Source organism: Actinoplanes sp. HUAS TT8 (assembly GCF_051380535.1).
In the GTDB taxonomy this organism is placed as follows: domain Bacteria; phylum Actinomycetota; class Actinomycetes; order Mycobacteriales; family Micromonosporaceae; genus Actinoplanes.
The window spans coordinates 4913024-4936968 of sequence record NZ_CP195646.1 but is presented as its reverse complement, the minus strand read 5'-3'; the positions used below and the strand labels follow the sequence as shown (position 1 = coordinate 4936968).

10 protein-coding genes (1 of these 10 cut by a window edge) are annotated in these 23945 nt (G+C 70.6%); all 10 read left to right on the top strand.

Annotated elements, in window-relative coordinates:
- Positions 1-161: 161 nt before the first annotated feature.
- On the top strand, positions 162-1535 hold the full coding sequence (eccD, locus tag ACSHV8_RS22030) for a type VII secretion integral membrane protein EccD (protein ID WP_436535635.1): 1374 nt from the start codon (positions 162-164) through the stop codon (positions 1533-1535).
- A gap of 3 nt (positions 1536-1538) precedes the next feature.
- On the top strand, positions 1539-2942 hold the full coding sequence (gene eccB / locus ACSHV8_RS22025) for a type VII secretion protein EccB (RefSeq protein ID WP_436535634.1): 1404 nt from the start codon (positions 1539-1541) through the stop codon (positions 2940-2942).
- A gap of 182 nt (positions 2943-3124) precedes the next feature.
- On the top strand, positions 3125-3433 hold the full coding sequence (locus tag ACSHV8_RS22020) for a WXG100 family type VII secretion target (RefSeq protein ID WP_436535633.1): 309 nt from the start codon (positions 3125-3127) through the stop codon (positions 3431-3433).
- 34 nt (positions 3434-3467) lie between these two features.
- Positions 3468-3758, top strand: coding sequence for a WXG100 family type VII secretion target (locus tag ACSHV8_RS22015; RefSeq protein WP_436535632.1), 291 nt, complete (start codon positions 3468-3470; stop codon positions 3756-3758).
- A gap of 72 nt (positions 3759-3830) precedes the next feature.
- Positions 3831-4241: a hypothetical protein gene (locus tag ACSHV8_RS22010; protein ID WP_436535631.1), complete on the top strand. Its 411-nt coding sequence runs from the start codon at positions 3831-3833 to the stop codon at positions 4239-4241.
- A 50-nt stretch (positions 4242-4291) separates the two neighbouring features.
- Positions 4292-6832 carry a hypothetical protein gene (locus tag ACSHV8_RS22005; RefSeq protein ID WP_436535630.1) on the top strand — a complete coding sequence of 847 codons (2541 nt, stop codon included), beginning with the start codon at positions 4292-4294 and terminating at the stop codon, positions 6830-6832.
- 15 nt (positions 6833-6847) lie between these two features.
- Positions 6848-7282: a YbaB/EbfC family nucleoid-associated protein gene (locus ACSHV8_RS22000; RefSeq protein WP_436535629.1), complete on the top strand. Its 435-nt coding sequence runs from the start codon at positions 6848-6850 to the stop codon at positions 7280-7282.
- Positions 7279-7611: a hypothetical protein gene (locus tag ACSHV8_RS21995; RefSeq protein ID WP_436535628.1), complete on the top strand. Its 333-nt coding sequence runs from the start codon at positions 7279-7281 to the stop codon at positions 7609-7611. The genes ACSHV8_RS22000 and ACSHV8_RS21995 overlap by 4 nt, the downstream gene beginning before the upstream one ends.
- A gap of 11 nt (positions 7612-7622) precedes the next feature.
- On the top strand, positions 7623-10235 hold the full coding sequence (locus ACSHV8_RS21990) for a hypothetical protein (protein ID WP_436535627.1): 2613 nt from the start codon (positions 7623-7625) through the stop codon (positions 10233-10235).
- A 53-nt stretch (positions 10236-10288) separates the two neighbouring features.
- On the top strand, positions 10289-23945 hold the 5' end (the start) of the coding sequence (locus ACSHV8_RS21985; protein WP_436535626.1) for a toxin glutamine deamidase domain-containing protein. The gene runs 18767 nt beyond the window's last position; only the first 13657 of its 32424 coding nucleotides appear in the window; it begins with the start codon at positions 10289-10291; its stop codon lies off the right edge, out of view.

Genomic DNA, 23945 nt, shown 5'->3' with positions numbered 1-23945 from the left:
GCACGGTGCTCACTCTTTGTCGCCTCCGATTCGCCGAACTTTGCGGAAGTACGACGGATGGCAGGCCCCCTGAGGTCAATCCGAAAGAAATAATTTTTGTTTTGAACCAGCCGCCGTCCGCCCCGTCGATATCGGGCATGACAGGCGCCTCCACTGCAGAGATGTGCCGGCTGGTCGTGTGCGGACCGGACCGGCAGATCGAGATTGCCGCGCCCGCCCAGGTGGTCGTGGCCGATCTGCTGCCGGCGCTGCTGCATCACCTCGGCGAAGGGCTGGCCGACGCCGGCCTGGCGCACGGCGGCTGGGTGTTGCAGCGCCTCGGCGGCCGGCCGCTCGACGAGGACGCCACGATCGAATCGCTCGGCCTGATCGACGGCACGGTGGTGTACCTGCGCCCGCGGGCCGAGCAGATCCCGCCGGTGCACTTCGACGACCTGGCCGACGGGCTGGCCAGCGGCATACGCGAGCGGCCGGGCCGGTGGCGGGCCGAGATGGCCGCCTGGGCCTCGGCCGGAACGTTCGCCGTGGTTCTGCTGGCCGGCCTGGTCGCGCTGGCCGACACCGGCCCGGTGGCCGCTCGTGCCGGGGTCGCCGCCGGGATCGCGTTGGTGCTGCTGACCGCCGGTTTCGTCTTCACCCGGTCGTTCGGCGACCGCCGGTTCGGCCTGGTCGCCCTGCTCGGCGGCATCGGGTACGGCGGACTGGCCGGAATGATCGCCCCCAACCTGGCCGACGGCACCTCCCGCCTGGTCTTCGGTGCGCCGCAGATCTTCGCCGGTGTGCTCGTCGCGACCGCCCAGGTGGCCCTGTCCGGCCTGCTGGCCGGGGCGGGCGGCCCGCTCTTCAGCGGCTTGGGGATCGCCGCCGTGTGCGCGGCGGCCGGCGCGGCACCGGCCGCTTTCGGTGGCCTGGACGCCGGCAGCGCCGGTGCGATCGTGGCGGTGCTGGCGACGGTGCTGACCGTCGGGGTGCCCCTGACGGCATTCCGGCTGGCCCGGATCCGTCTGGCCCCGCTTCCCACCAAGCCGGAGCATCTGCAGGAGGACATCGACCCGGAGCCCAGCGAGGCGCTGCTGCGGCAGGCCGCCGTCGCCGACCGGTACATGACCGGGCTGCACGGCGGACTGGGTGTCGCGGCGACCGCCGGTCTGCTGCTGACCGCGCTGGACGGCGGCCGGTCGGCCGTGGTCCTGGTGGTGCTCGCGGCCCTGGTCCGGCTGCTCGCGGTGCGCCCGCTGATCAACAGCTGGCACCGGGTGGCGATCGCCGGTCCGGCGGTGACCGGTCTGGTGGCCACCGCGCTGGTCGTGCTCGACCGGGTGAGCCCGCCGACCCGGCTGCTGGCCGTGCCCGCCCTGCTCGCGGTGCTCGCCGTGCTGCTGTTCATCCTGGCCCGCACCCTGCCCCGGAAACGGACGATGCCGATCTGGGGCCGGGTCGGCGACGTGCTGCAACTGATCGGCACGGTCGCGCTGCTCCCGGTCCTCGCCGCCGTACTCGACCTGTACGGCGCCGCACGCGCGATGGGCGGCTGAGTCGTGCAGACCCGACGTGATCAGGTCCAGGCGCAGTCGCATGTCTGGAGCCGTCTGGTCACCGCCCTGATCGTCGGCGACGCGGACGCCGCCGAGAACCCGAACCGGCGTACCGTCGTCGGAACCGTCTCCGGCCTGCTGATCGCCGTCCTGGTCGTCGGCGGCTTCGCGGTCTACGGCTTCATCCGTCCCGGCGGTTCCACCGCCTGGCAGTCGCCCGGAGCGCTGGTGGTCGAGAAGGAGACGGGCAGCCGTTTCGTGTACGTCGGCGGCCAGCTGCGCCCGATCCTCAACTTCGCCTCGGTCCGGCTCATCCTGGCCAAGGACCCCACCGTCGTGTCGGTGTCCCGGCGCTCGCTGGCCGGGGTGCCGCACGGGCAGCCGGTGGGCGTCGTGGGTGCCCCCGACATGCTGCCCGCGGCCGGTCAGGTGGCCGGCCAGGTGTGGACGGTCTGTGCCGCGACCCTGTCGGACCAGTCCGGACGCCAGACCGCAGCCACCACATTGGCGATCACCTCGGCCGACCACGGCGGTGGTGTGCCGCTGTCGCCGGACGAGGCCATCCTGGTTCGTTCCGAGACTCAGATCTTCATGATCTGGCGTGGCCGCCGGTTGAAGGTCACCACGGACTGGCTGCCCCAGCTGCTGGGCGCCACCGTCACCGCCGCACCGGTCGACGACGCCTGGCTCGAGGTCGTACCGGCCGGGCCGGACCTGGCGTTGCCGGTCGTGCCCGGCCGAGGGCGGGCGGGCCGGCCGATCGACGGGCGCCCGACCCGGATCGGCCAGCTGTTCGTGGCCCATGCCGCGACCGGTGAGACCCGTAACTACCTGCTGCAACGCGACGGCCTGAGCGTGCTGAGCCCGCTGGCGTACGCGATGCTGGCGGCCGATCCGGCGACCGCGGCCCTCTACGCCGGTGGCTCGGTCCGGCCGGCCGAGGTCAGCCCCTCCGCTCTGGCGCAGCTGCCCACCTCGTCGTTGCCGGCACTGCCGCCGGGTGTCCCGTCGGACGTGCCGCGGATCGTGCCCCTCCCGACCGACGGCACCACCTGGTGCAGCCGGCAGTGGATGGCGGACGGGACGGTGGAGATCGTCGCGGACTCGCCGGTGTCCAAGGCCGGAATGGTCACCGACGGCCTGGGCCGGACCCGTACGGCGCGGACCGCCGCGGCGATCGCCGTCGAGCCGGGCCAGGGCGGGCTGGTCGTCGCCGGCCGGTTCGACCAGGCGCTGGGCAACAGCCGGTTCCTGGTGACCGACTCCGGGGTCAGGTACCCGGTGGCCGACGCCGCCGCGGCCGAGCGGCTCGGCTATCCCGCGGGCGACGCCCGGCCGGTCCCGCCCCGCCTGCTCGATCTGCTGCCCACCGGACCGCTGCTGGGCATGTCGGCGGTGCAGCAGTGAACGCCGGATCCGGGTGGCCCCGGAACCCTCGACACCCGTGCGGACCGCGGCGTTCTGCGCCGGGGTCACGTCCGGGTCGCGGCCCGCGGGCGATGTCTCGCCGGGACGCAACAGCACGACCCCACGAACCGGGCCCGATCCGGGCCGGGATTGGAAAGGCGAGGTAAATGGCAGCAGACGGTATGAAGCAGGTTGATGAGGCGACCACCGTCGCCCTCATCAGCGCCTTCAAGAAGGCGTCGGACGACCAGCAGACCGCGCACAACTCGGTCAGCACCACTCAGGCCAGCCTGGTCGGCGGCTGGAAGGGCACCGCGTCGGGCCGGTTCAGCGACGGTCTCGGCGAGTGGATGCAGGGCCTGGGCAAGGTGCAGAACGCATTGAACATGCTCGACGAGAGCATGGTCCAGTTCTCCAAGCTGACCCAGAGCACCGAGGACGACAACCTCGCGCTCGCCGCCCAGGGCGAAGTCTCGGCCAGCTGGACCTGAGCCGGCCACTCGAACACCAGGAGAGGAGAACAGTATGGCTACGTATGCGGTCAACACCGGCATCACCACGGACGGGGTGCAGTCGCTGCGCCAGGTCACCGACCAGCTGCAGTCGTCGCTCGCCGAGCTGATGGCCAAGGCCGAGCAGTTCAAGGGCGCCAACGCCGGTGTCGCCATCGACAGCTATGACCAGGCCCAGCAGCTGTGGACCCAGGGCATGCGGGAGATGCAGGACGCGCTGGGGATCAAGGGCAACAGCCTGAACCACATCACCAACGGCTACATCGACGCCGACCTCCAGGGTGCGCGCGGGTTCCAGCGCTGAACCGGGTACGGGCGGCGCTGTCGCTGCCGCCCGTATCCGTCCCTTCCCCGAACCTAGTCAAAGGAGCTGGGCATGCCCGACAACAGCGGCAACATCAAGGTCGATGATCACTTCATCACCGAGGTGCGCGACAACCTGAGCAAGATGCGCAACAACGTCTCGGTCGTCCGGGGCGGTGCCAACCCGCTCGACATGGCCCACCCGCGCGGTGGACAGCTCGCCAACCTGGCGGTCGTACCCGGCTCGGGCAACTTCCAGAGCGGCCAGGACGTGAAGGCCCGGGTCACCGCGGTCGCCGGCCAGCTCGACCAGCGCCTGGCCGGCATCGACCAGAAACTCGACAAGGTCGTCCAGGGCCTCGACCACGTACTCGCATCGAGCGACCACGTCGAGCTGACGAACATGTCGCTGACCGACTACGGCCGGTACACCGGCACCGGAACCCAGTCGATCGTGGCGCCGCCCGCATCGCCGGCGGTCTGACCGCTCCCGCTGTACTCGTCAGCTGATCCACCCCGCCCCGAAGGAATGCGATGACTCAGCCGCTGGACCTTGGCAAGCCCTGGGAGACGGGCCTGATGACGGTCCTGGGTGCCGACCCCATGGACCGCAGCCGGTTCCTGGGCATGCCGTGGATCAGCCGTACCCGCTGGTATGTCGGGGACAGCGCCCCGGGAGCGGCCGGGGCCAACCAGTTCAACCTCTACCGCAAGCTGGACGGCGGCACGAGTCTGCAGGTCGTCAACAACAACGGCACGCCCTACGCCACCCAGACCCAGAATGCCGACAAGTACCTGATCGTCGAGGGCGAGGTGAACTGGTACCAGGGCGGCGAGAACTCACCGCACGACTTCTGGGTCAAATTCATCGACAGTACGCAGAAAGCGCTGTCGACCGGGCCCGCCGGCAGCGTGCTCAACCCGGAGACGTTCCACACCGCGGCGCAGAGCTTCTTCAACAGCTGGGACTGGCTCGGGCGGACGATCCAGCAGCTGAATACCGAGATCGACAAGGTCGAGGGCGGGGACAGCGGCTTCGACGGCAGCGCGGCGGGCGCGTTCGTACAGAATCTGAAAGATCTTCAGGCCGAACTGACGATGGTGCAGACCGACCTGAAGACCAATCAGGACTGGGTGCAGATGCTGCACGACAACGGCGACGCGGCGAACGTGTTCTGGAAGCGGATCACCGACTCCTGGAACCAGTTCTGGGGCGATCCCAGCCACGACCCGTCCGCCGAGGTGAACAAGGCACTGGCCGGTTTCAAGGCCTCGGCCGACGCCCTGAACCACGTCGAGCCCCCGACCGAGATCTCGCGATGGGACATCACCGTCGACTTCGGTAACGGGCCACACACCATCGACGTGCTCGGGGACGGATTCAGCCAGCTCAACACCGCGATGCAGGCGTTCTGGATCGGCAATGTGGCCGACATGGACATCACGATGGCCAACCAGTACGCGGCGCTGCGGGACAGCTTCGACACCAGCCGGCTGAACATGCACGACATGCGTACCTACACACCGACGGCGCCGGCGGCGGGTACCGCCGGCAGCGGCGGCAGCACCGCCGGCGCCGGCCTCGACGGAATCCCCCAGGGTGGCAGCACCGGCGGTGGCAGCACCGGCGGCGGCGGGGGTGGAGGCGGCGGCACGGTCGGTGGCGGCGGCGGGGGTGGAGGCGGCGGCACGGTCGGTGGCGGCCTCCAGTTCGACAGCCTCAAAGCGGCCGGCGGCGGCGGTGGTGGCGGCACTATCGGTGGCGGCGGAAGCACCGGTGGCGGCGGAAGCGCCGGTGAGCCCAATCTGAACAACCTGCTTCAGACCGGCGGAGGGCCAGGTTCGGGGCCTGGCGGTGGCGCTGACTTCGGCGTCGGGGATACCGGCGCAACCAGTGTCGGCGAGGTGGGCTCGAACGGCACCACCACCGGTGGCGGCCCCAGCGGGGGCTTCAGCGGTTTGCCGGGCGGGCTGGGCCTGATCACCGGTTCGGCCGGTGGGGCGGCCGGCGGCTCGCGCGGCGGCGGCAAGAACACCCCGAGCCTCGACGACCTGACCGATCTGTCCGGTGAGGATGCCGGCGGTGACGTCCCGCTCGGTGGCGGTCCCACCGCGGTCTCCCCGGGCAGTGTCACGTCCGGTGGTGGGTCGAACGTCAACGTTCCCTCGATCGGCGGGGGTAACGACGGCGAGGTCACCCTGCCCGGGACAACTGTGCCGGCCAATGGCAGCAGCCCGGGCTCGAACGGCGGTTCCGGCGGTGGTGGCAGCCTGGGCTCGATCGGTGGTTCCGGCGGTGGTGGCAGCCTGGGCTCGATCGGTGGTTCCGGCGGTGGTGGCAGCCTGGGCTCGATCGGTGGTTCCGGCAGTGGCGTTGATCTGGGCTCGATCGGTGGTGGTTCCGGCGGTGGCGTTGATCTGGGTTCGATCGGTGGTGGTTCCGGTGGTGGCTCTGGACTGGGTTCGATCGGCGGCTTGGATTCGATCGGCGGTCCGGCGGGCTCCGGAGGTGGCCTCGGCTCCGTAGGTGGCCTCGGCTCCGACGGGAGCGAACTGCCGTGGAACCCGGGCAGGACCCCGGACAACGCCCTGAGCATCGGTCCGCTCGGCTCGCCCCCCGGCAGCGCGGCCCTGGACTTCGGCACCGGCGCTTTCGGCGGCGGTAGCAGCGGCGGCAGCGGCTGGGCGGCCGGCGTTCCCGGTGGGGCCGGGTCAGTGGGCGGCGGGCCGGGGATCGGTGCGCTGCCCGGCTCGCTGAGCTCGGTCGGCGGCCCGGGTGCACCCGCCACAGCACCCGGGGCCTCGGGCATGGGCGGGTACCCGCCGATGATGCCGCCGATGACGCCGATGGGTGGCAACCAGGAGGAGAAGGAACGGGAGCGGACCACCTGGCTGGCCGAGGACGAAGAGGTCTGGGGCACGGACCGCGACATCGTCGAGGCGGTGATCGGCCGCGATGGTTTCGACGAGGCCGAGACCCCGGAGCGTGCGCCCTGGCAGCCGGTCCCGCAGAACCCGAATGCCCCGTACGGACCGGCTCGCGGCGGTGGCCGTGCGTCGGGCCGTGGTTACTGATCGGAGAGTTGTCTGATGACAAGCCCTATGCAGAACCGCATCGAGCAGGCGATGGCCGAGTTCGAGCGGCACCGGGCGGCGATGGACGGTTTCGAACACCGGGTGGCCGAGGCCAGTACGACGGTGACGGCGAAGAACCGGGCGGTGGCGGTCACCGTCAACGGAAAGGGTGAGCTGAGCGAGATCCGCTTCCCGGTCGGCACGTACCGGACGATGGCGCCGGCCGAACTGGGCCGGCTGCTGGTGGACACCATCGGCGAGGCGCAGCAGCAGGCGCGCGAGAAGGCGGCGCAGATGTTCGAGAGCCTGCTGCCGGCCGGCCTGCCGGTGCTGGAGATGTTGTCCAAACCGGTCGACTTCGACGAGGCGATGGGCGAGGTCATGAAGACGATCCGGGAGACCCAGCAGCCGCACGGCGGTCTGCGACCCGACGCGGAGGAGGAGAAATGAGCCCGGAGAACCTGGGGGCCGACACCGATCTGCTCAACAGCCCCGCGCTGGAGGCCTCGCGCCACCACATGCGGTCGGTGATCGATCGGTTCAAGTCCGAAGCGTCCGCCGCGATGCCGGTGGTGCAGCACCACCGTTCCTCACAGCTGGACTCGCAGCTGCGCCAGAGCGTCCCGATCCAGGTCGAGATCGTCACGGAAATGCTGGAGAGCGTCCATCGGCTCACCCAGGGCGACGTCTCCGGCGTCCAGGACCTGAGCACGATTCTCGCCAACGCCGAGTCCGATGCGATCGACGTGGCCACGGCGGACCGCAGGCACACCCACTAGCGAGGAATGCGATGACTCAGCCACTGGACACCAGCAGGCCCTGGGAATCGGGCCTGATCACGGTTTTGGGCGCCGACCCCATGGACCGGATGACCTTCCTGGGCATGCCGTGGCTCAGTCGCATCCGCTGGTACACCTCGAACAAGCCACCGGCCGCGGCCGGCGACAACATGTTCAACCTGTTCCGGAAAGTGGATATCCTGTACCGCAACGGGGGAGCGCAGGCGTCCACATCGGCCGGGGGCGCCACCCAGATCACGGTCGCGACGCCCCAGCAGTATGTGATCCTCGAAGGGCAGGTGAACTGGTACCAGGGCGGCCCGGACTCGCCGCACGACAGCTACGTCAGGTTCATCAACAGCTCGGTCAAGGCGCTGTCCAGCGGTCCGGTCAGCAGCACCGTGCTCAACCCGAACTCGTTCGAGACCGCGGCGGAGGCCTTCTACAACGGCTGGTCCTGGCTCGGCAGCACCATCCAGACGCTGGAGGCCGAGATCAAGGCGGTCGACGGTCCGGACAGCGGGTTCAACGGTACGGCGGCGGGCGCCTTCGTGCAGAACCTCAAGGATCTGCAGGACGAGCTGAAGATGATGCAGGCCGACCTGAAAGCCAATCAGGACTGGGTGCAGATGCTGCACGACAACGCCGCGGCCGCCCGTGCCTTCTGGCGGCAGGTGGATGCGGCCTGGGACGACTTCTGGGGCCACAGCGAGCACGACCCGTCCGGGATGATCAGCAAGGTGCTGAGCCAGATCCAGGCCCAGGCGGCCGGCTTCGGCGCCAGCCCGCCGAACGGCGTCACCATGCAGTTCAGCCTGGACTTCGGGACCGGAGCGCGCACCTACGACCTGCTCTCCGACGCTTCGTTCAGCCAGCTCAACACCGACATGCAGACGTACTGGATCGCCAGCGTGGCGAACATGGACGCCACCATGGCGAGCCAGTACGTGACGCTGCGGGACAGCCTCGACACCACCCGGCTGAACATGCACGACATGCGTACGTACCTGCCGGTGGCGTCGCCGGGAATCGGTGGAGCCGGCCTCGACGGTATTGCGGCCGGTGGGGGTGGAGGCGTCGGAGCCGGCCTCGACGGTATTGCGGCCGGTGGGGGTGGAGGCGTCGGAGCCGGCCTCGACGGTATTGCGGCCGGTGGGGGCGGCGGTGGCGAACCCGACCTTGGCGGCAGCCTCAACGGCCCTGCCGGTGGCGGTAGCACCGGTGGCGGTTCCGGTGCCCCCGACCTCGGCGACATCTTCGAGGGCGGCGGTAGTGGCGGGGGCAGTGCGGGCGGTGGAGGCAGTGGCGCCCCGGCCCTCGACGACCTGATCGGCGCCGGCAGCGCCGGGCCCGGCGGTGGCGGCAGCTTCGGCGGTGGGGGCTCGGACGGAACCGCCATCGGCGGCCTCAACCCCGGCGGCCTCGTTCCCGGCGGTGTCCTTCCCGGCGGGACCGGCGTCGGCGGTGTCGGTTCTACCGGAGGCGGTGGAGTCAGCGGTCCGGGCGGCGGCTTCAGCGGCCTTCCGGGCACGCCGATCACGGTTCCGGGTCTCGGTGGTGGGCCGTCCGGTGGCTCGAGCAGCGGCGGCAAGAACTCACCCGGCCTCAATCTGCCCGGCCAACTGGATGCCGACGGTGACGGACGGCCCGACGGGCTGCCGACCACGGTCAGCCCGGGTGGTGTCCAACCGGGTGGTGGCTCGAACATCGACCCGTCGGTCGGCGCCGGAAAGCCCGGCGGGGTGAATCTGCCCGGCCTGCCCGGATCTCAGCCGGAAGTGAGCCTGCCCGGTGGCGGCGGCACGATCGGCCCTGGTGGCGGCAGCACGATCCCCCCGGGTGCCGGCGCCGGCACGGTCTCGCCCGGCGGCGGCAGCACGAACTTGCCTGGTGGCGGTAGCACGAGCTTGCCTGGTGGCGGCGGCACGAGCTTGCCTGGTGGCGGTAGCACGAGCTTGCCTGGCGGCGGTAGCACGAGCTTGCCTGGCGGCGGTAGCACGAGCTTGCCTGGCGGCGGTAGCACGAGCTTGCCCGGTGGTGGCGGAACCGGCGGTGGCTTCGACTTCGGCGGGGGAGCGTCGTCCGGGGCGCCCGGCAAAATTCCGGACGGCGGATTGTCGATCGGCCCACTCGGCTCGAACCTCGGCGCCGGAAACCTGGAGGCCGGCGCGGGCGGCAACGGCGGCTGGGCCACCGGGGCCTCAGGCGGAGGCGGCATGCCGGGCTCGGGCGTAGGCAGTATGCCGGGCGCCGGCGGTTCGACCCCGGCCGCGGGCGCCCGGCTCGACGGGCTGTCCGGCACGGCCGGCACGGTGGGTGCGGCCGGTGCGAGCTCGCCGGGCAGCGCCGGGGCCGCCGGCATGGGCGGCTATCCGCCGATGATGCCGCCCATGATGCCGATGGGCGGCAACCAGCAGGAGAAGGAACGGGAGCGGACCACCTGGCTGGCCGAGGACGAAGAGGTCTGGGGCACCGACCCGGACCTCGCGCCGTCGGTGCTCGGCCGGGACGAGTTCGACGACGCCGAGACTTCGGAGCGGGCGCCCTGGCAGCCGGTTCCGCAGAACCCGAACGCCCCGTACGGGCCGGCCCGCGGTGGGGGGCGCGCGACCGGCCGGGGATAGGGCGGCATCAACCGAGGTGCGAACGACGGTAGTGCGAGGGAGGTGAGTCTGGCATGGGTCTCGACGTTTCCGACGAGCTCAACAACTTTCAGCTGTGGCTGTCCGGTGAGCAGTTCCCGGGCGCGGACGAGACCAAGTTGCGCCAACTAGCCCAGGCTCACGTTACCGCGGCCGAAGGGCTCGAGGATCTCCTCCCGTACTTCCAGACCGCGGTCCGGACGATCGCGGAGGGTGTCGAGGGAGCGTCCGAACAGGCGTTCGTCGACGCCATGCAGGACTACATCACCGATCCCGGCTATCTGACCGTGGCCGGTAAGTACGTTCACCGGCTCGGTCAAGGCTTGGAGAGCTCGGCCACCGAGGTCGAGTACGCCAAGTGCATGATCATCGCCACCCTGGTCGAGCTGCTGATCGAATTCCTCGTCGCGATGGCCCTCTCCTGGCTCTTTCCCAACCTTCTCGAGGGCCTGGCCATGCGGTTGCTGGTCGGACGGCTCAAGATCTGGAACTGGCTGGCCCGGGTACTGATCGCGGTCGGCATGGCCGAGGCCGTCGGCATCTTCATGCAGGTGCTGATGGACGCCGTGGTCCAGGCCATCCAGATCCAGGACGGCACCCGCAAGCACTGGGACCGGAAGAAGACCTTCGACGCGATGCAGGTCGGCGCCTTCGGCGGGGCGGTCGGGCTGGGCGTCGGCGGGCTCGGCCACCTGCTCGGCAACGGCCTCAAGCATCTCGTCCCCCACCTGCCGAAACCCGACAAGATCGGTTCGCTGGCCGACCCGTCCGTCATCGGCAAGGACATCAGCAAGGACGCGACGGCCGACCTCGCGGCCGACGCCGGCGCCGCCTCGGTGGCCAAGGACACCGCCGACTCCGTCGACGGATCAAAAGCCGGATTTGGTACGGACGGAGCACCCAAAACTCTGTTCACCGAGGGAGGAAAGGCCGGCCCCGACGTGAAGGGCGCACCGGCCGGCACCGGCAAGTGGGACGTGGCCAAGAGCTACGCGCACAACGTCGCACACGAGGGTCTCACCGAATTCCTCACCGAAGGTATGTGGGGGCTGATCAAGGACGGGACGTGGGATCTCGGCGGATCGCTCGGCGGCGCCGCGTCCGGCGTCACCTCCGGCACCGTCGAGTTCGGCGGCGACCACCTCGGTGCCCATCTGCGTGATGTCACCGGGATCGGACATGGACTCGGCCACGGCAACCATCCGACCGCTGCCGGCCCTCGGCCCGGTGACTCCGAGACGATCCCGGACCGTGATCCCGTCCCGACGTACACACCGGCCCCGGGCACGGGAGAGCAGACGCTGCTGAACACCCCGGCGCCGGACTACTCCGCCACACTGCCGCCGGGACACACCCCGGCGCCGGGAACGGGCAGGGGAGCAGGCGGTGATACCACGCCGGTGACCGCAGTCGGTCCGGATTCCCTTCAGCCCGGGACCAGCGACGATCCGCCCAGCTACAACGTCACGGATCCGGCAGCGCCGACCACCGGCGGACAGCCTCACGCAGGGTCGGGGTGGGCCGACCCCTCGGCGCCGGCATCGGTGACGCCGTCGCCGGCTTCGTCGCCTGGCGCCGTTCCGTCCACGGCAGCTCCGTCGCCGGTTTCGGCCCCTGGTGTCACTCCGTCCACTGGGGCGGTGTCGCCGGCCTCTCCGCCGACTGGTGTTGCGACTCCCGCGTCGCCGGCCACGCCTGCGGCGACCACGTCCTCGCCCGGCGCCACACCATCCACGCCGCCGTCGGTCGCGTCGCCTTCGGTTACGTCGCCGTCGACCACGTCACCGGCGGCGCCCCAGCCCACGTCGCAAGTTCCCGAAGCCGTACCGTCCGCGGCGCAGCCGTCCCCGGTCACTCCGAGCCAGACCTCCCCGGGCACGAACCTTTCCGGCCCCACCCCGGTCCACGAGCCGGTCTCCGTCTCGCCCGACACCGGTACCGGCACCGTCCCAGGCCCGGCGCCCGCGCCCACGGCGCCCGCGCCCACGGCGCCCGCGCCCACGGCGCCCGCGCCCACGGCGCCCGCGCCCACGGCGCCCGCGCCCACGGCGCCCGCGCCCACGGCGCCCGCGCCCACGGCGCCCGCGCCCACGGCGCCCGCGCCCACGGCGCCCGCGCCCACGGCGCCCGCGCCCACGGCGCCCGCGCTCGCCGAAGGCACTGCCGTACCGTCGAGCCAGGTGCCGGCCCACGAGGTCGCGTCGTCCACGGCGCCGGCGTCTCTCGACGGCCAGACCGCTCCGGCAGCCACACACCCGGTTCAGAACGTCCCGTCCCCGATCGAGACGGCCCCGGTCGAATCCGTTCCGGCGGCGCCCAGCGCGTTCACCTGGTGGCGCCCGGAGGGCGACCCGAGCGACGCCTTCCTCAGCCGGTACGGAGCGTTGTCCCAGGCCAGTGGCCAGCCGGCCACCACGCTGGTCGACTCCATGCGGACGGCCGTCGCCACGCACATGACCATGGCCGCTCCGGAAACCGTCCACCAGGCTCCCGCGCCGGCTCAACGCGACCTACGCGTTCGCGACGTCCTGACGTACGCGAATGAATCCGGCGGCACGCAAGGGCGGCAGCTGACCAGGGTCGGCGGTTTCGGCGAGGTGGTCACCGCGGTCACCGCGGCCGGTGTCGGCGCTCATGGTCTCGTCATCACCGTGCCCCGGGGCAGCGATCGCGGCCAGGTGTTCAACGTCGTCCACGACTCGGACGGCGTGCTTTTCGTGGACGGTGAGCACGGCCGACCCGCCGCCCTGCCGTCCGATCCCGATCAGATCCTGTTCGTCCCGGTCGGCGCGGTGCCGGTGGCCGAGGTCGGAACGCCGGTGGGGCTGCCCGGCGACGACGCCGGCCTGACCGAGCTGCTGTCGGCGGAGCCTTCGGCGCCCATGCCGGGGCTTCAGCTGCCCGGCCAGTTCTCCGGTCTGCGGATGGCCGGCGAGGGCATGGCGCCGGTCGCCCGGGAGGTGCGTCGCACGGCGGACGGCACGTGGACTGCCGACGGCGGGACCGTGCTGGTGCGGCAGATGTCCGGCGACCGGTCCGGCATGGCGCTGCTGTCGGACACCGACTGGGCGTCGGTGGACGGGATCACCAGCCTCCTGCCGCCCGGGGACCGGGCCGCGGTGCTGGTGCACGGCGCCGGCGAGTTCGTCCGGGTGCCGGTGCGGGGCCCGGACGGCACGCCCGGTGAGGTCCGGCTTTCGCCCCGCGACCTTGCGGCGATCACTGCCGATCTGTTCCCCGGCCGGGACGTCGCCCTGGTCTCCTGTGGCACGGCGGCGGTGGGGTCCGGCTTCGCCGGGGCCTTCGCCACCGAGGCCGGGGTGGACGTGCTCGCCCCGCCCGGTCCGGTGGTGGTCGGCGTGCCGGGCCGGCCGGGTGAGATCGTGTCGCCCGACCCGGCGTCCTGGTTGCTGTTTGAGCCAGAGAACGCGGCCGCCCCACTGCCCTCCGGCACGGCACCGTCACCGGTTGCGCGCGGCGATTACCGGGATCTGCTGGCTGGGCTGCGTGACATGGCTCGGTCAGATGCGCCGTTGGGCAACGATCTGCTGGGGCCGGATCTGTTCGGTGTGCTGGACACACCGCCCCGGCCCGCGTTCCTCGGTGATTTCCGCGCCGAGGAGTTGCAGACTGATCAGTTCGATTCCCTCTTCGAGGCGTTGGATCTGGCCCGGCACATCGAACCGGTCGAAATGATCACGCCGGACACGCTGATGCCGGATCTCCGTACGGTATGGACGGATGAGCGTGATCCGGAACGGCGAAGCTGGGCGCCCGAGGACAGTGAGGTTCCCGAGGAGCTACGTGAACTGCCCGAGGTCCTGGAAATGTCGCTCAACGTCCACGCGATCTGGGTGGGCGGGCCGCTGGCCGGTAGCGCTTCCACGCAGGAATTCCGGAACAATCTGAGTGCTTGGGTGGCGTCGGCGGCCGCAGGCGGATTCCGGGTCAATCTGTGGACGGACGTGACAAGGGCGGAGTTCGAAGCCGCGGAGAGAACGTCGCCGGCGGCGGTGACGCCGGACAGTACGTCGCCTCGCGCCGAGGCGGTGCGGGACATGCTCACCTGGGCGCGGGCGACCCACATTCGGCTGTTAAATGCCGATGAGGTGTTCCACGCCAACGATCCGATGCCGTTGGATCGTTTCTACCGGTCGGAGTTGGCGAAACAGCAGGGGCGGGGATTCGGCGCGGCGAGTGACATTCTTCGAGTCGAGATCGTGAATCGGTTCGGTGGTCTTTACACCGACGGTGACAACCTCCCCCGGGAGTTGGATTCGGACGGGGTGGCCGAACCCGGGCCGGAGGCCGGCCCTGCGAACCGCCCCGACCGTCGGCCTCTGTGGGTGGCGGAGCTGGAGTCGCTGTTCCGGGATCGGGGTTTCGCGGCGCACAGCTCCCAGGTCCTGCCGTTCGGGACCGTGTACGGCAACTCGGCCTTGCTGAGTTCCCGTAACCATCCCTTCTTCAGGTTGTACGAGCAGCGGATCGAGGAGAACTACTCGTACACCCAGCGAGAGTTGAGATCCGATCCGTCGAAGAAGCGGGCCGCTGCCGAACTGTGGGCGCGTAACGACCAGTTACGCGCTCGACGCCACTCGATCATGGCCCGAACGGGACCCGACCTGCTGGAGTCGGTGCGGGAATCCCTTGGCAGCCACCCGGGCGCGATGCCGACCATCCAGCAGATCTCGATGGGGTCGGGCAACAGCTGGCTGACTCGCGATCCGTTCGCGGCACCGCGTTCCTACAGCCCGCGGGAGGTGCCGCAGGTGCTCGCCCGGGTCGCCGCGACGCTGATCCGCGGTATGTTCAACCGGCGGGCTGATCTGCATCTGACCTCGGTCGCGCCAGTGGTCAACGGGTTGCCGGACCCGGCCGCCGCGTGGACGGCGGTGGTCGAGTTCATACTGACCGAGCCGAGTCTGCCCGGACGGGTACGGACGGTCACCGACCGGACTCTGCTGAACACCTACCACCTCGCTGAGCCGGTGGGCGTCGCGGTCCTGGATCTGCCCGAGCGGGTCCGGCGTCGCCTGGGGCTCGGTGATGACGAGCGGGGCGACTGGCGCTACGGCGAGCTGGCCCGCCCAGTGACTATCACGTCGCTCGCGGAGGATGTCGCGGGCCTGCAGCTCGGCGCCGATGAGGCAGAACCGGGGGCGGTTGCGGCCACGGACGCGGTCTCGGACGGCTGGGACGTCATGAACGACGTGGTCGTCGACGGCATCCCGCTGGCGTTCGACGGCATCACCGGCGGCCAGGCCGTCACGATCGACGGCCCGGCCGGTGTGTTCCAGTCCGAGGCCGTCGTCCCGGCCGAGTTCTCGATCACCGGTGATGGCGGGCGTTCGGGTGTGCTGGTCCTGCGTGGCCGGATCGACGGCGCCACCGGGGACGTGGTGCTGGCCGGGGAACACGGCGGGGGCCGGTACTCGCCGGACGGGTTGGCCGCCTTCGCCCGGTCGCAGGAGTTCCAGCCACAGGCCGGTGCCGGTGAGCCGCGGACAGTGGTGCTTGCGGTGCCCGGTGGCGCGACGTTCGCGGGGCCTTTCGCGCGAGCGTACGGAGGAACGGTCTTCGCAACGCCGGCGGACATCGTGGTGGGCACCGACGGTTCGATGCTGGCGGGGCGGATGCCCGCGGAGGGCACGATGCTCCGGGTGTCGCCCGAGAACGGGTGGCAGCAGATCGGTCCGGAGCACTCCGAGGTCATGGACGCGGATCTCGCTGTGGCGCTGGCCTGGTTCAGTGGTCGGCGGTACGTGCCGGGCCGGCCGGGTCCGGGCTGGCTGGGTGCGTCGCAGGTGCCATCGGAGCCGGTGGTGGTGCGGGCGCCACTGGGCGTGTCTCCCGGTTCCACGGAGGTCGCGGTCGATCCGGTGGCGGCTCTGCGGCCGGTGCTGCGGGTGCCCCGCGACGGCTGGTGTGTGCTGTCGTCAGCGGTGCTGTCGGCGCCGGTGGCGGTGTCCCGGCTGGATGGTTTCAGCCCGGAGCAGACCGCTTGGTTGCGTGGGTTGCCGGCCCGGCTGGCCGATCCGGCGACCGCGGGCAGCGTGCTGGCCGACGGCGAGTTCCCGGCCGTGTTGCGGGTGTTGTCGGGCCGGCTCGCGGAGTTGGTCCTGGACCCGCCGTTCCCGGGTTTCGGGGAGGTCGCGATCCGGTCCGGGGTAGCCGGGGCCACCTCCGATTATGTGCCGACACCCGCGGACCGGGTGCGCCTGGCCGCTCTGGTGCGGTCCTGGCCGCATTCCTGGGCGTCGGCCGCCGGTGACGGTTTCTCGGTTCTGGTCGCCGACGCGCTGGGTCTGCCGCTGGTGATCGGTGGTCCGAGCAGTCCAGCGGGCTATGTGCATCCCGACACGCGGGTGCAACGCACCGGTGGAGAGGCGCTGCGGCTGTGGTTCGACCTGGCAAGCCAGCACTATGACGCCTGGCCCTTGCCGTCGGACACGCCTGCCTTCCCCGAGCCGGTCCAGGCCCTGCCACCGACTCGGATCGACCTGTACGACGAGCGTGATGCGCGGATGGTGTTCGCGCCGCCCACCTACGGCACGGACCGTGGTTTGCGGCAGGCGGTGGGGATGGACACGGTCGATCTGGTCGGTGATGTTCTGCAGGACGAACTGGTCGAGATGGTTGCCGGGCGGTTCCCGGTCGAGGATCGGGACGGGGTGCGTTCGTGGTTGCGTGATCGGTGGGGTGCGGATGTGCTGGTTGGGGAGGTCCAGCAGGCGGTCAGTGATCAGCTGACGGTGTTCGTGCCGGTGCGTGGGGTGGTTCATGAGGTGACGGTGCGGTTGCGGCTGGCCGATTGGCAGCAGCTGACCGACACTCGGGGTACTCCGCTGGTGGGTAGTGGCACGTTCGGTGGGTATCGGGTTTTGCCGGAGGGTAAGGGCGAGTCGCGTACCGAGCAGATTCTGGAGGCGCAGCGGACCATCGCGACCGGCCGGTCACTCGGTTCCGGCGTGGATTTGTCCGGGCAGGCCGCGGGTACGCACCAGTCCGGCGACAACACCGGCTGGCCCGGTGATGTGACGGGGTTCGGGCAGCTGCGTTCGGTGCTGCGTGGCGAGTCGACGACCAGTAAGTCGGCGGTGACCGCGGTGACGACGAATGCGGCGAAGGCGACCAGTTATCGGGGGGTTACGTTCGGTTATCGGTCGACGGGTGTGGAGGTGTTTGTTCAGGCGCCGGGTGAGCGGGTGCGGTATGCCGACGGCATTGTTGCGGATGCGGTGGTGGTGCGGTATGACCGGGAGAATGCGCGTTCGGCCGAGCGGGGGAGTGATGGTCCGCGTGGTGCGGACGCCCGGTGGTGGGGCGAGCGTCATGAGGAAAGTCATGCGACTGCGGCTGATCTGCGTGATGAGCATCAGCGGACGCGGGATCGGATTGCTCGGGCGCCGGGTTTCTCGGCGCGTACGGATGCGGCGGATGCGCCGGTTCTGACGGTTGGGTCGCCGGCGGTGCGGTTGCCGCGGAACACCTGGTTCGTCGCGGCGACCGGGGTGTCGCAGGTGCGGGCGGCGGTGTTCGGTGTGGTGCCGCCGGGGGTCGCCGACAGCAGTGGTTCCGGTGCGGGCCGTCAGTTGCTGAACTATGTGGATGTCCAGCAGGTGCTCGGTAACCTGACCGAGGCCGCGTCCGGTGGTTACCGGTCGGGCCAGTTGCACATGGCGAGTCCGTTCGGGCCAGGTGTGTTGCCGCCGGACAGCTCGGTGACGATCGAGGCGACCTTCCACGATCTGACCGTGGTGAAATCGTTCGACGAGTTCAGCCGGGTCGACTCGCAGGATGTCTACGTGCGCTCGACGTCGCAGCCGAGCAGCGCCGAGGACACCTTCGAGCTGGGCGCGCTGGCGCCGCAACTGGCGTACGCGCTGTCGCCGAAGCTCGGGTTGGCGGTGAACATGCTGAACCCGGGCCATGTGTCGTCGGTGAGTCAGAGCCGGTCCGGTCCGGGTACCGGCCAGGTGCAGATCTTCAAGATCAAATACGTCGACGAGCCGACGGTCTTCGTGAGGGCCACCGCCCAGCTGACCGTGACCGCTGACGTGGACGGTGTGCCGATCCAGCGGACGGTGCGCCTCACCACCTGGATGCGCCTGCTCAAGGTGGACGCGGATCGGTTGACCGGGTCGGACGGCCGGCCCCTGGGACTGCGTGCCACGCCGTCACCGGAGCAGGCGGCGCTGGTGTCTCAGCATCCCGACGCGGTGAAGACGCGTACCGACTCGGAGGCCCGGCGGGGCCGGGAACCGGGTGCGTTGCGGGTACCGCCGCAGTACGCGGGCTGGCTGCCGCCGCTGGCCCGGCTCAAGGACTGGACCAGCGACCCGTCCCAGGTGCTGGAGTCGGCGCTGCGCCTGGTCCGCCGGCACTACCCGAATCTGTTGCCCGGCACCACGGTCACCGACGTGGACACCCTGCCGATGCCGGGGGCGTTCCCCGGTCCGGTACGCGACCGGAAGAACCACGCGTTCGACAACTACGATCTGTTGTCCGGCACGCTCAGCGCGGAGGGTCTGGCCCGGCGTCTCGGGATCATCGTCAACGGCGGCGACCTAGTGACCCTGGCCCGGCCGGCCGGGTGGCACGGTGAGCAGGTCGCGCTGCGGATCACCGCGGTCTACGACCCGGCCGGGCAGAACCACACCGGGTCCGAGGCGGCGAACTCCGAGGTCTATTACGGTACGAACAACAGCCTCGGCAGCTCCACCAGCCGCAAGTGGTCGGCGTCGACGGGTCTGGACCTACCGTTCAACTTCCTGAAGGGTTTCCGGAGCTATCTGAAGGGCGTCGACTGGCGGCTCGGCGGCCGGTTGGGGATGTCCCGGTCGCGGACCGAGTCCAGCGGCTACGACGTGGCCGGCTCGCAGGGCGGTGGCGCGAAGTGGCTGTCGGTCTTCGGCGGCCGGGTGACCTTCCAGATCGAGTTGGTCGTCGCCCCGTCCCGCCCGCAGTACGACGCGTCGGTGCGCAACCCGGCCCCGGCCGGCCTGCCCCCGCTCGTGCTCACCACCGGAGCCCAGCCCCTGTCGCAACCGGTCCACCTTGCGCCGGCCACTCCGGACGATCTCCCGGCCGGGCCGCAGGGTCCCGGCACGCCGTTGCCGGACCGACCCGCCTCGGGCCCTCCGGACGGCACGGTGGCCGTGCCCGCTCCGGCCGCCCTGTCCCCGTCGTCTGCCCAGGCTTCGGGCTGGCGGGTGCTCGATCGGGCCGCCGGTCTCGACGTCGGTGTGCAGATGCAGTTGGCCGAGGACCTCGTGCAGGAACGGGACGAGTCCGGCGCGTGGCGGTCGACGCTCGACTTCCGGTCCGCGGTCGACGAGGTGTCCGGCCGGGCCATGCGGGTGCCGGTCGGGCCGGCCACCCCGCCGCGGGTCTGGGACATCACCCTGGACAGCCACGACGACCTGCAGGACGTGCTGTTCGTGGCGGACACCGGACAGCTGATGGGGCCGACCCTTGCCGGTTTCCGGGAGCTGGGGATCACCGCGTTGCCGGCGAATGTGCTGGCCGAGATCCATTCGCGGTTACTTGCTGCCGGTCCGCGGGTGCGCGAGCATCTCGGCGAGGCGCCGGTGTGGTCCGGTGCGCTGGATTTCGCGTTGTTCGGGTCGGGGCCGCGACTGGACCGGTTGAATGTCCGGGAGCACCGCTATGACGTGGTGCTGCAGGCGGTACCGCGGCAGCTGACCGAGATCGGGCTCAGCGATCATTCGTACACGTATCAGCATTCGTTGTTGCATGCGGCGTTCGGGCAGTCGCAGAGCGCGGAGAATTACCAGCCGTCCGCGGCGACCGGATTCGGGCTCCCGTTCGTCTGGGGTGATCACACGCACGGCCTGACCCCGGGGCCGTCGGGCAATGTCTCGTTTGGCTGGTCGGTGACCGAGCAGCAGGGCTTGGCCGGTGATGAGGACCGGGTTGCGATTCACATCGGTCCGCACGTGTGGGCGCTCGGGGCGACGGATCTGATCGTCACGGTGCGGGAGCAGCCTGTCGACCTGCTGGCGGATCTGTTGCCGGGTCAGGCGCCGGTGTCGTCGCGGTCGCGGTTGGTGACGGCGCGGACGCTGGGGTTGATGACGGTGGAGCGGGCGCGTGAGGTCGGGCTGGCCGATCCGGTGCCGGCGCCGGTGATCTCGCCGGCCGACGCGACGTTGTTGCCGCCGACCAGTGTGCTGCGTAACGACGGCCTGGATTACATGATGGTCGGCAGGGTGCCGCAGGCTCGGGATCTGCGGGCCCGGATGCTGGACGAGATCCGGCCGAATGTGGACCGGCACACCGCGGAGGTGATCGCCGAGGAGTTGACGAAGGCGACGACGCAGACCGCGACGCGGGCGTTGCTGGTCTCGGCGATGAACGAGTTCTCGTTCGTGTTCCCGGTCCGGTCCCGGCTGCTCAACCGGACGGTGACGGTGTGGATGTCGCAGCAGTTGCTGAACCCGACGTTCACCGGCTGGCAGGACTCGGCCAAGGTGATCGAGCAGAAGAACTCGCGGCAGGCCTCCTGGTCGAGTTCCAACTCCCGGAGCACCAACTGGGGCGGCGGGATGGCGCTGACGTTCGTCGCGGACGCGGCGGATCCGCTGGCTTCGGATTGGAACATCACCGGCAGTGTGCCGTACAGCAGGCGGGTCGGCCGGGCCGAGAACGCGTCGAACGTGTTCGACGAGTTCGTGTCGTATCTGACCTTGGCCGGTGGTCCGTTCCCGACCCGGACCGCGGAGTTCGAGCTGGGTCTGGAGCGGCAGATCCGGGTCGCGATCGACTCGTCGGTGCCGGGGCCGGTCGGGCTGATCGCCGGGCCGCTGGCGCGGCTGGTGGCCGCGACCGGTGGGGTTCGGCCGTTGCCGGTGGCCGGCCCGTGGCTGGCCGACACCCTCGGGCCGTGGCTGGGGCAGCGGATTCATGCGTTGCCGGTGGCCGGTCCGTGGCTGACCACGGTGGCCGGGCCGTGGTTGCAGCACACGGCGGGGTTGCTGGCCGGCGTGCACGACGAGTACACGATCGCGCCGGAGGTGCTGTCACACGGACTGCAGATCGTCTGGCCGGAGGAGTTGTTGCAGCGGCAGCGTCCGCAGCCGCGCCCCGCTCCGGAGGTGCAGGACTTCCGCCTGGCCGAGGTGGTGCCCGCCCCGTCCGGATTCCTCACCTCCCTGCTGGCCGCCCTGCCGTCGCCGATGCCGCAGGTCCTCGCCACGGTCGGGCCGATCGCCGCGGTGGTCTACCGGTGGACCACCGGCACCCAGCAGACCGTCACCGCCCGGCAGCAGTTGCCGGAGCTGCCGGTGCCGTCGTCGTCGCTGGATCCGGCAGTGTTGCAGGAGGCGCGGGTCGCGAGCATCGGTGGGCTGCGTGAGATCCGGGATCTGGTGCAGGACATGTTCGGACCGGATCCACTGCCGGGCTCGTGGATGGCCGGCCGGCAGCGGCTCAACGACCGCATCGACAAGGTGGTCAACCCGGCGTTCCTGAACCAGTGGCTGATCCCGCTGCTGAGCGGCCAGCGGCTGCCATTGGAGTTGACCGAACCCGGCTATCTCTCCGACGACCTGGGCAGTCTGGAGATCCAGGTCGGGGTGCCCGACCCGGGCAGCCGGGGCGGTACCTCCGGTGACGTGGCACCGACCGGGGCTCGGATGGGCAACACGATCATCAAGGACTACCAGCGCAACAGCACGTCGCTGAGTAGTTCACACTCGGCATCGCGAGGTAGCGGGCTGAGTGTGTCGGGCCGCAAGACGGATTTCCGGTATCGCCACAACCCGCCGATCGATGCCAAGGGCAATCCGATGGCTGACAGCCGGGCCGGTCAGCTCGGTAGCGCGGTCAACTTCCGGTTCGACACCGAGATCAGCGTGAGCGTCGGTGACCTGCGCGAGACCGGTGACAAGACCAGTGGCCGCGACGTCGACCGGGTTACCGTGGACCGGCTGCGCTGGGTTTTCGTCTGGCATCCGGCCACCGGCCCGGCCGTCGCCCGGGCGATCACCATCACCGGCGAAGCCCTCATCCTGCAGGCACCCGCGCCGCAGGCCGCCGCCCTGCGCGGCCGGCTCGCCCCGCCCGCCCCGATGCCCGCACCACCACCGCTGACCGTTGCCCCCATCGAGGACAACGCGTCGCTCTTCGGGGGCGCCGGATCCCGCTCCGAGAACACTGCATCGATTGACATCGAGATAATTGATCCCCGTTCGGGCGAGCGATCGGACGACGTCGAAATCGCCCACATCGAGGTGTACATCGATGAGGTCGAGGACACCGCATCGGCGTACAGCGTGGACCTCGATACCGACGATTCCCTTCACGTCGAGGTAATCCATGTGGATGAGCCCGCCGCTCCCGAGACGGTCGACAACGCCGCTGAATCCGGGAACATCGAGGACCGGCGTACCCGGTCCGGATTCACCGAGGGTGACGCCCGCCGACGGGCGCTGGTAACCAGCTTGCCGGCGTATCCGGACGTCGCCACGACCTCGGCAGGCACCGCCGACCTGTCCGCTGAGGGAGCCCCCGGGCACCTGCCGCCCGCGCTCAGCCGGATGACCCAGGCGTTCGAGACACCCCGCCCGGCCGGCCTGTCCCCGGCCGTACCGGTGGACGTGACGCCGAGCGATTCCGTCCCGGTGGTGCCGCAGGCGTTCACCTGGTGGCGTCCGGAGGGCGACGCGGGCGCCGCGTTCCGTGACCGGTACGGCGTGCTGGCCGGGGTCAACGATCGGGAAGTCGGTCCGGAGCACGACTGGCTGGTCAACTGCATGCTGACGGCCATCGCCGCGCATATGACGGTGTCCGATCCGGAGACCGTCTGGCAGGCCCCGGCGCTGGATCGGGGGCAGCGTGGTCTGCCGGTCCGGGACGTCGTGGCGTACGCGAATGACTCCGGTGACACCCAGGACCGGCGGCTGACCAGGGTCGGCAGCTTCGCTGAGGTGGCCGGCGCGGTCGGCGCGGCCGGCATCGGCGCGCACGGTTTCGTCATCACCCGGGCCGCGGGTAGTGACCGCGGTCATGTGTTCAACGTCGTGCACGACGCGGACGGTGTCTTGTTCGTGGACAGCCAGGACGGCAGTCCTGCGATGCTGCCGTCCGATCCCGATCAGATCCTGTTCGTGCCTGTCGGTGTGGTGCCGGTGGCCGAGGTCGGTACGCCTGTGGGTTTGCCGGCCGAGGACGCCGACCTGGCCGACATGATGGTGGCGCCACCGTTGCTCGGTGCTCCGTTGGAGGGCGGCACGGCGGCTGCCGAGCCGAATGGTTCGGTCACGCTCGACGGTCCGCCGAGCGCCCGCCGCCCGGTCATGCTCGACGGCCCGGCAAGTGCCCGTTGGTCAGCCACGTTCGACGGCCCGTCGAGTGGCCGCTGGTCGGCCGTGCTCGACGGTCCGCCGAGCGCTCGGTGGCCGGTGACGGTGGTCCCGGCCGAGTTCTCGATCACCGGTACCGGGGAGCGTTCCGGCGTGCTGGTGTTGCGTGGCCGGATGGATGCGGCCGGGAGCGTGGTGTTGGCCGAGGAGCATGGCGGCGGGCGGTATTCGCCGGAGGACCTTGCTGTTCTTGCGCGGTCGCAGGAGTTCCAGCCGCAGCCGGGTGCCGGTGAACCGCGGGTGGTGGTGCTGGCGGTGGCCGGCGGAATGACGTTCGCCGAGATGTTCGCGGAGGCCTACGGCG

What these genes read in the sequence shown, in the direction of transcription:
- eccD (WP_436535635.1), top strand. Translation starts at nt 162, where the DNA reads ATGTGCCGGCTGGTCGTGTGCGGACCGGACCGGCAGATCGAGATTGCC.
- ACSHV8_RS22020 (WP_436535633.1), top strand. Translation starts at nt 3,125, where the DNA reads ATGAAGCAGGTTGATGAGGCGACCACCGTCGCCCTCATCAGCGCCTTC.
- ACSHV8_RS22015 (WP_436535632.1), top strand. Translation starts at nt 3,468, where the DNA reads ATGGCTACGTATGCGGTCAACACCGGCATCACCACGGACGGGGTGCAG.
- ACSHV8_RS22010 (WP_436535631.1), top strand. Translation starts at nt 3,831, where the DNA reads ATGCCCGACAACAGCGGCAACATCAAGGTCGATGATCACTTCATCACC.
- ACSHV8_RS22005 (WP_436535630.1), top strand. Translation starts at nt 4,292, where the DNA reads ATGACTCAGCCGCTGGACCTTGGCAAGCCCTGGGAGACGGGCCTGATG.
- ACSHV8_RS22000 (WP_436535629.1), top strand. Translation starts at nt 6,848, where the DNA reads ATGACAAGCCCTATGCAGAACCGCATCGAGCAGGCGATGGCCGAGTTC.
- ACSHV8_RS21995 (WP_436535628.1), top strand. Translation starts at nt 7,279, where the DNA reads ATGAGCCCGGAGAACCTGGGGGCCGACACCGATCTGCTCAACAGCCCC.
- ACSHV8_RS21990 (WP_436535627.1), top strand. Translation starts at nt 7,623, where the DNA reads ATGACTCAGCCACTGGACACCAGCAGGCCCTGGGAATCGGGCCTGATC.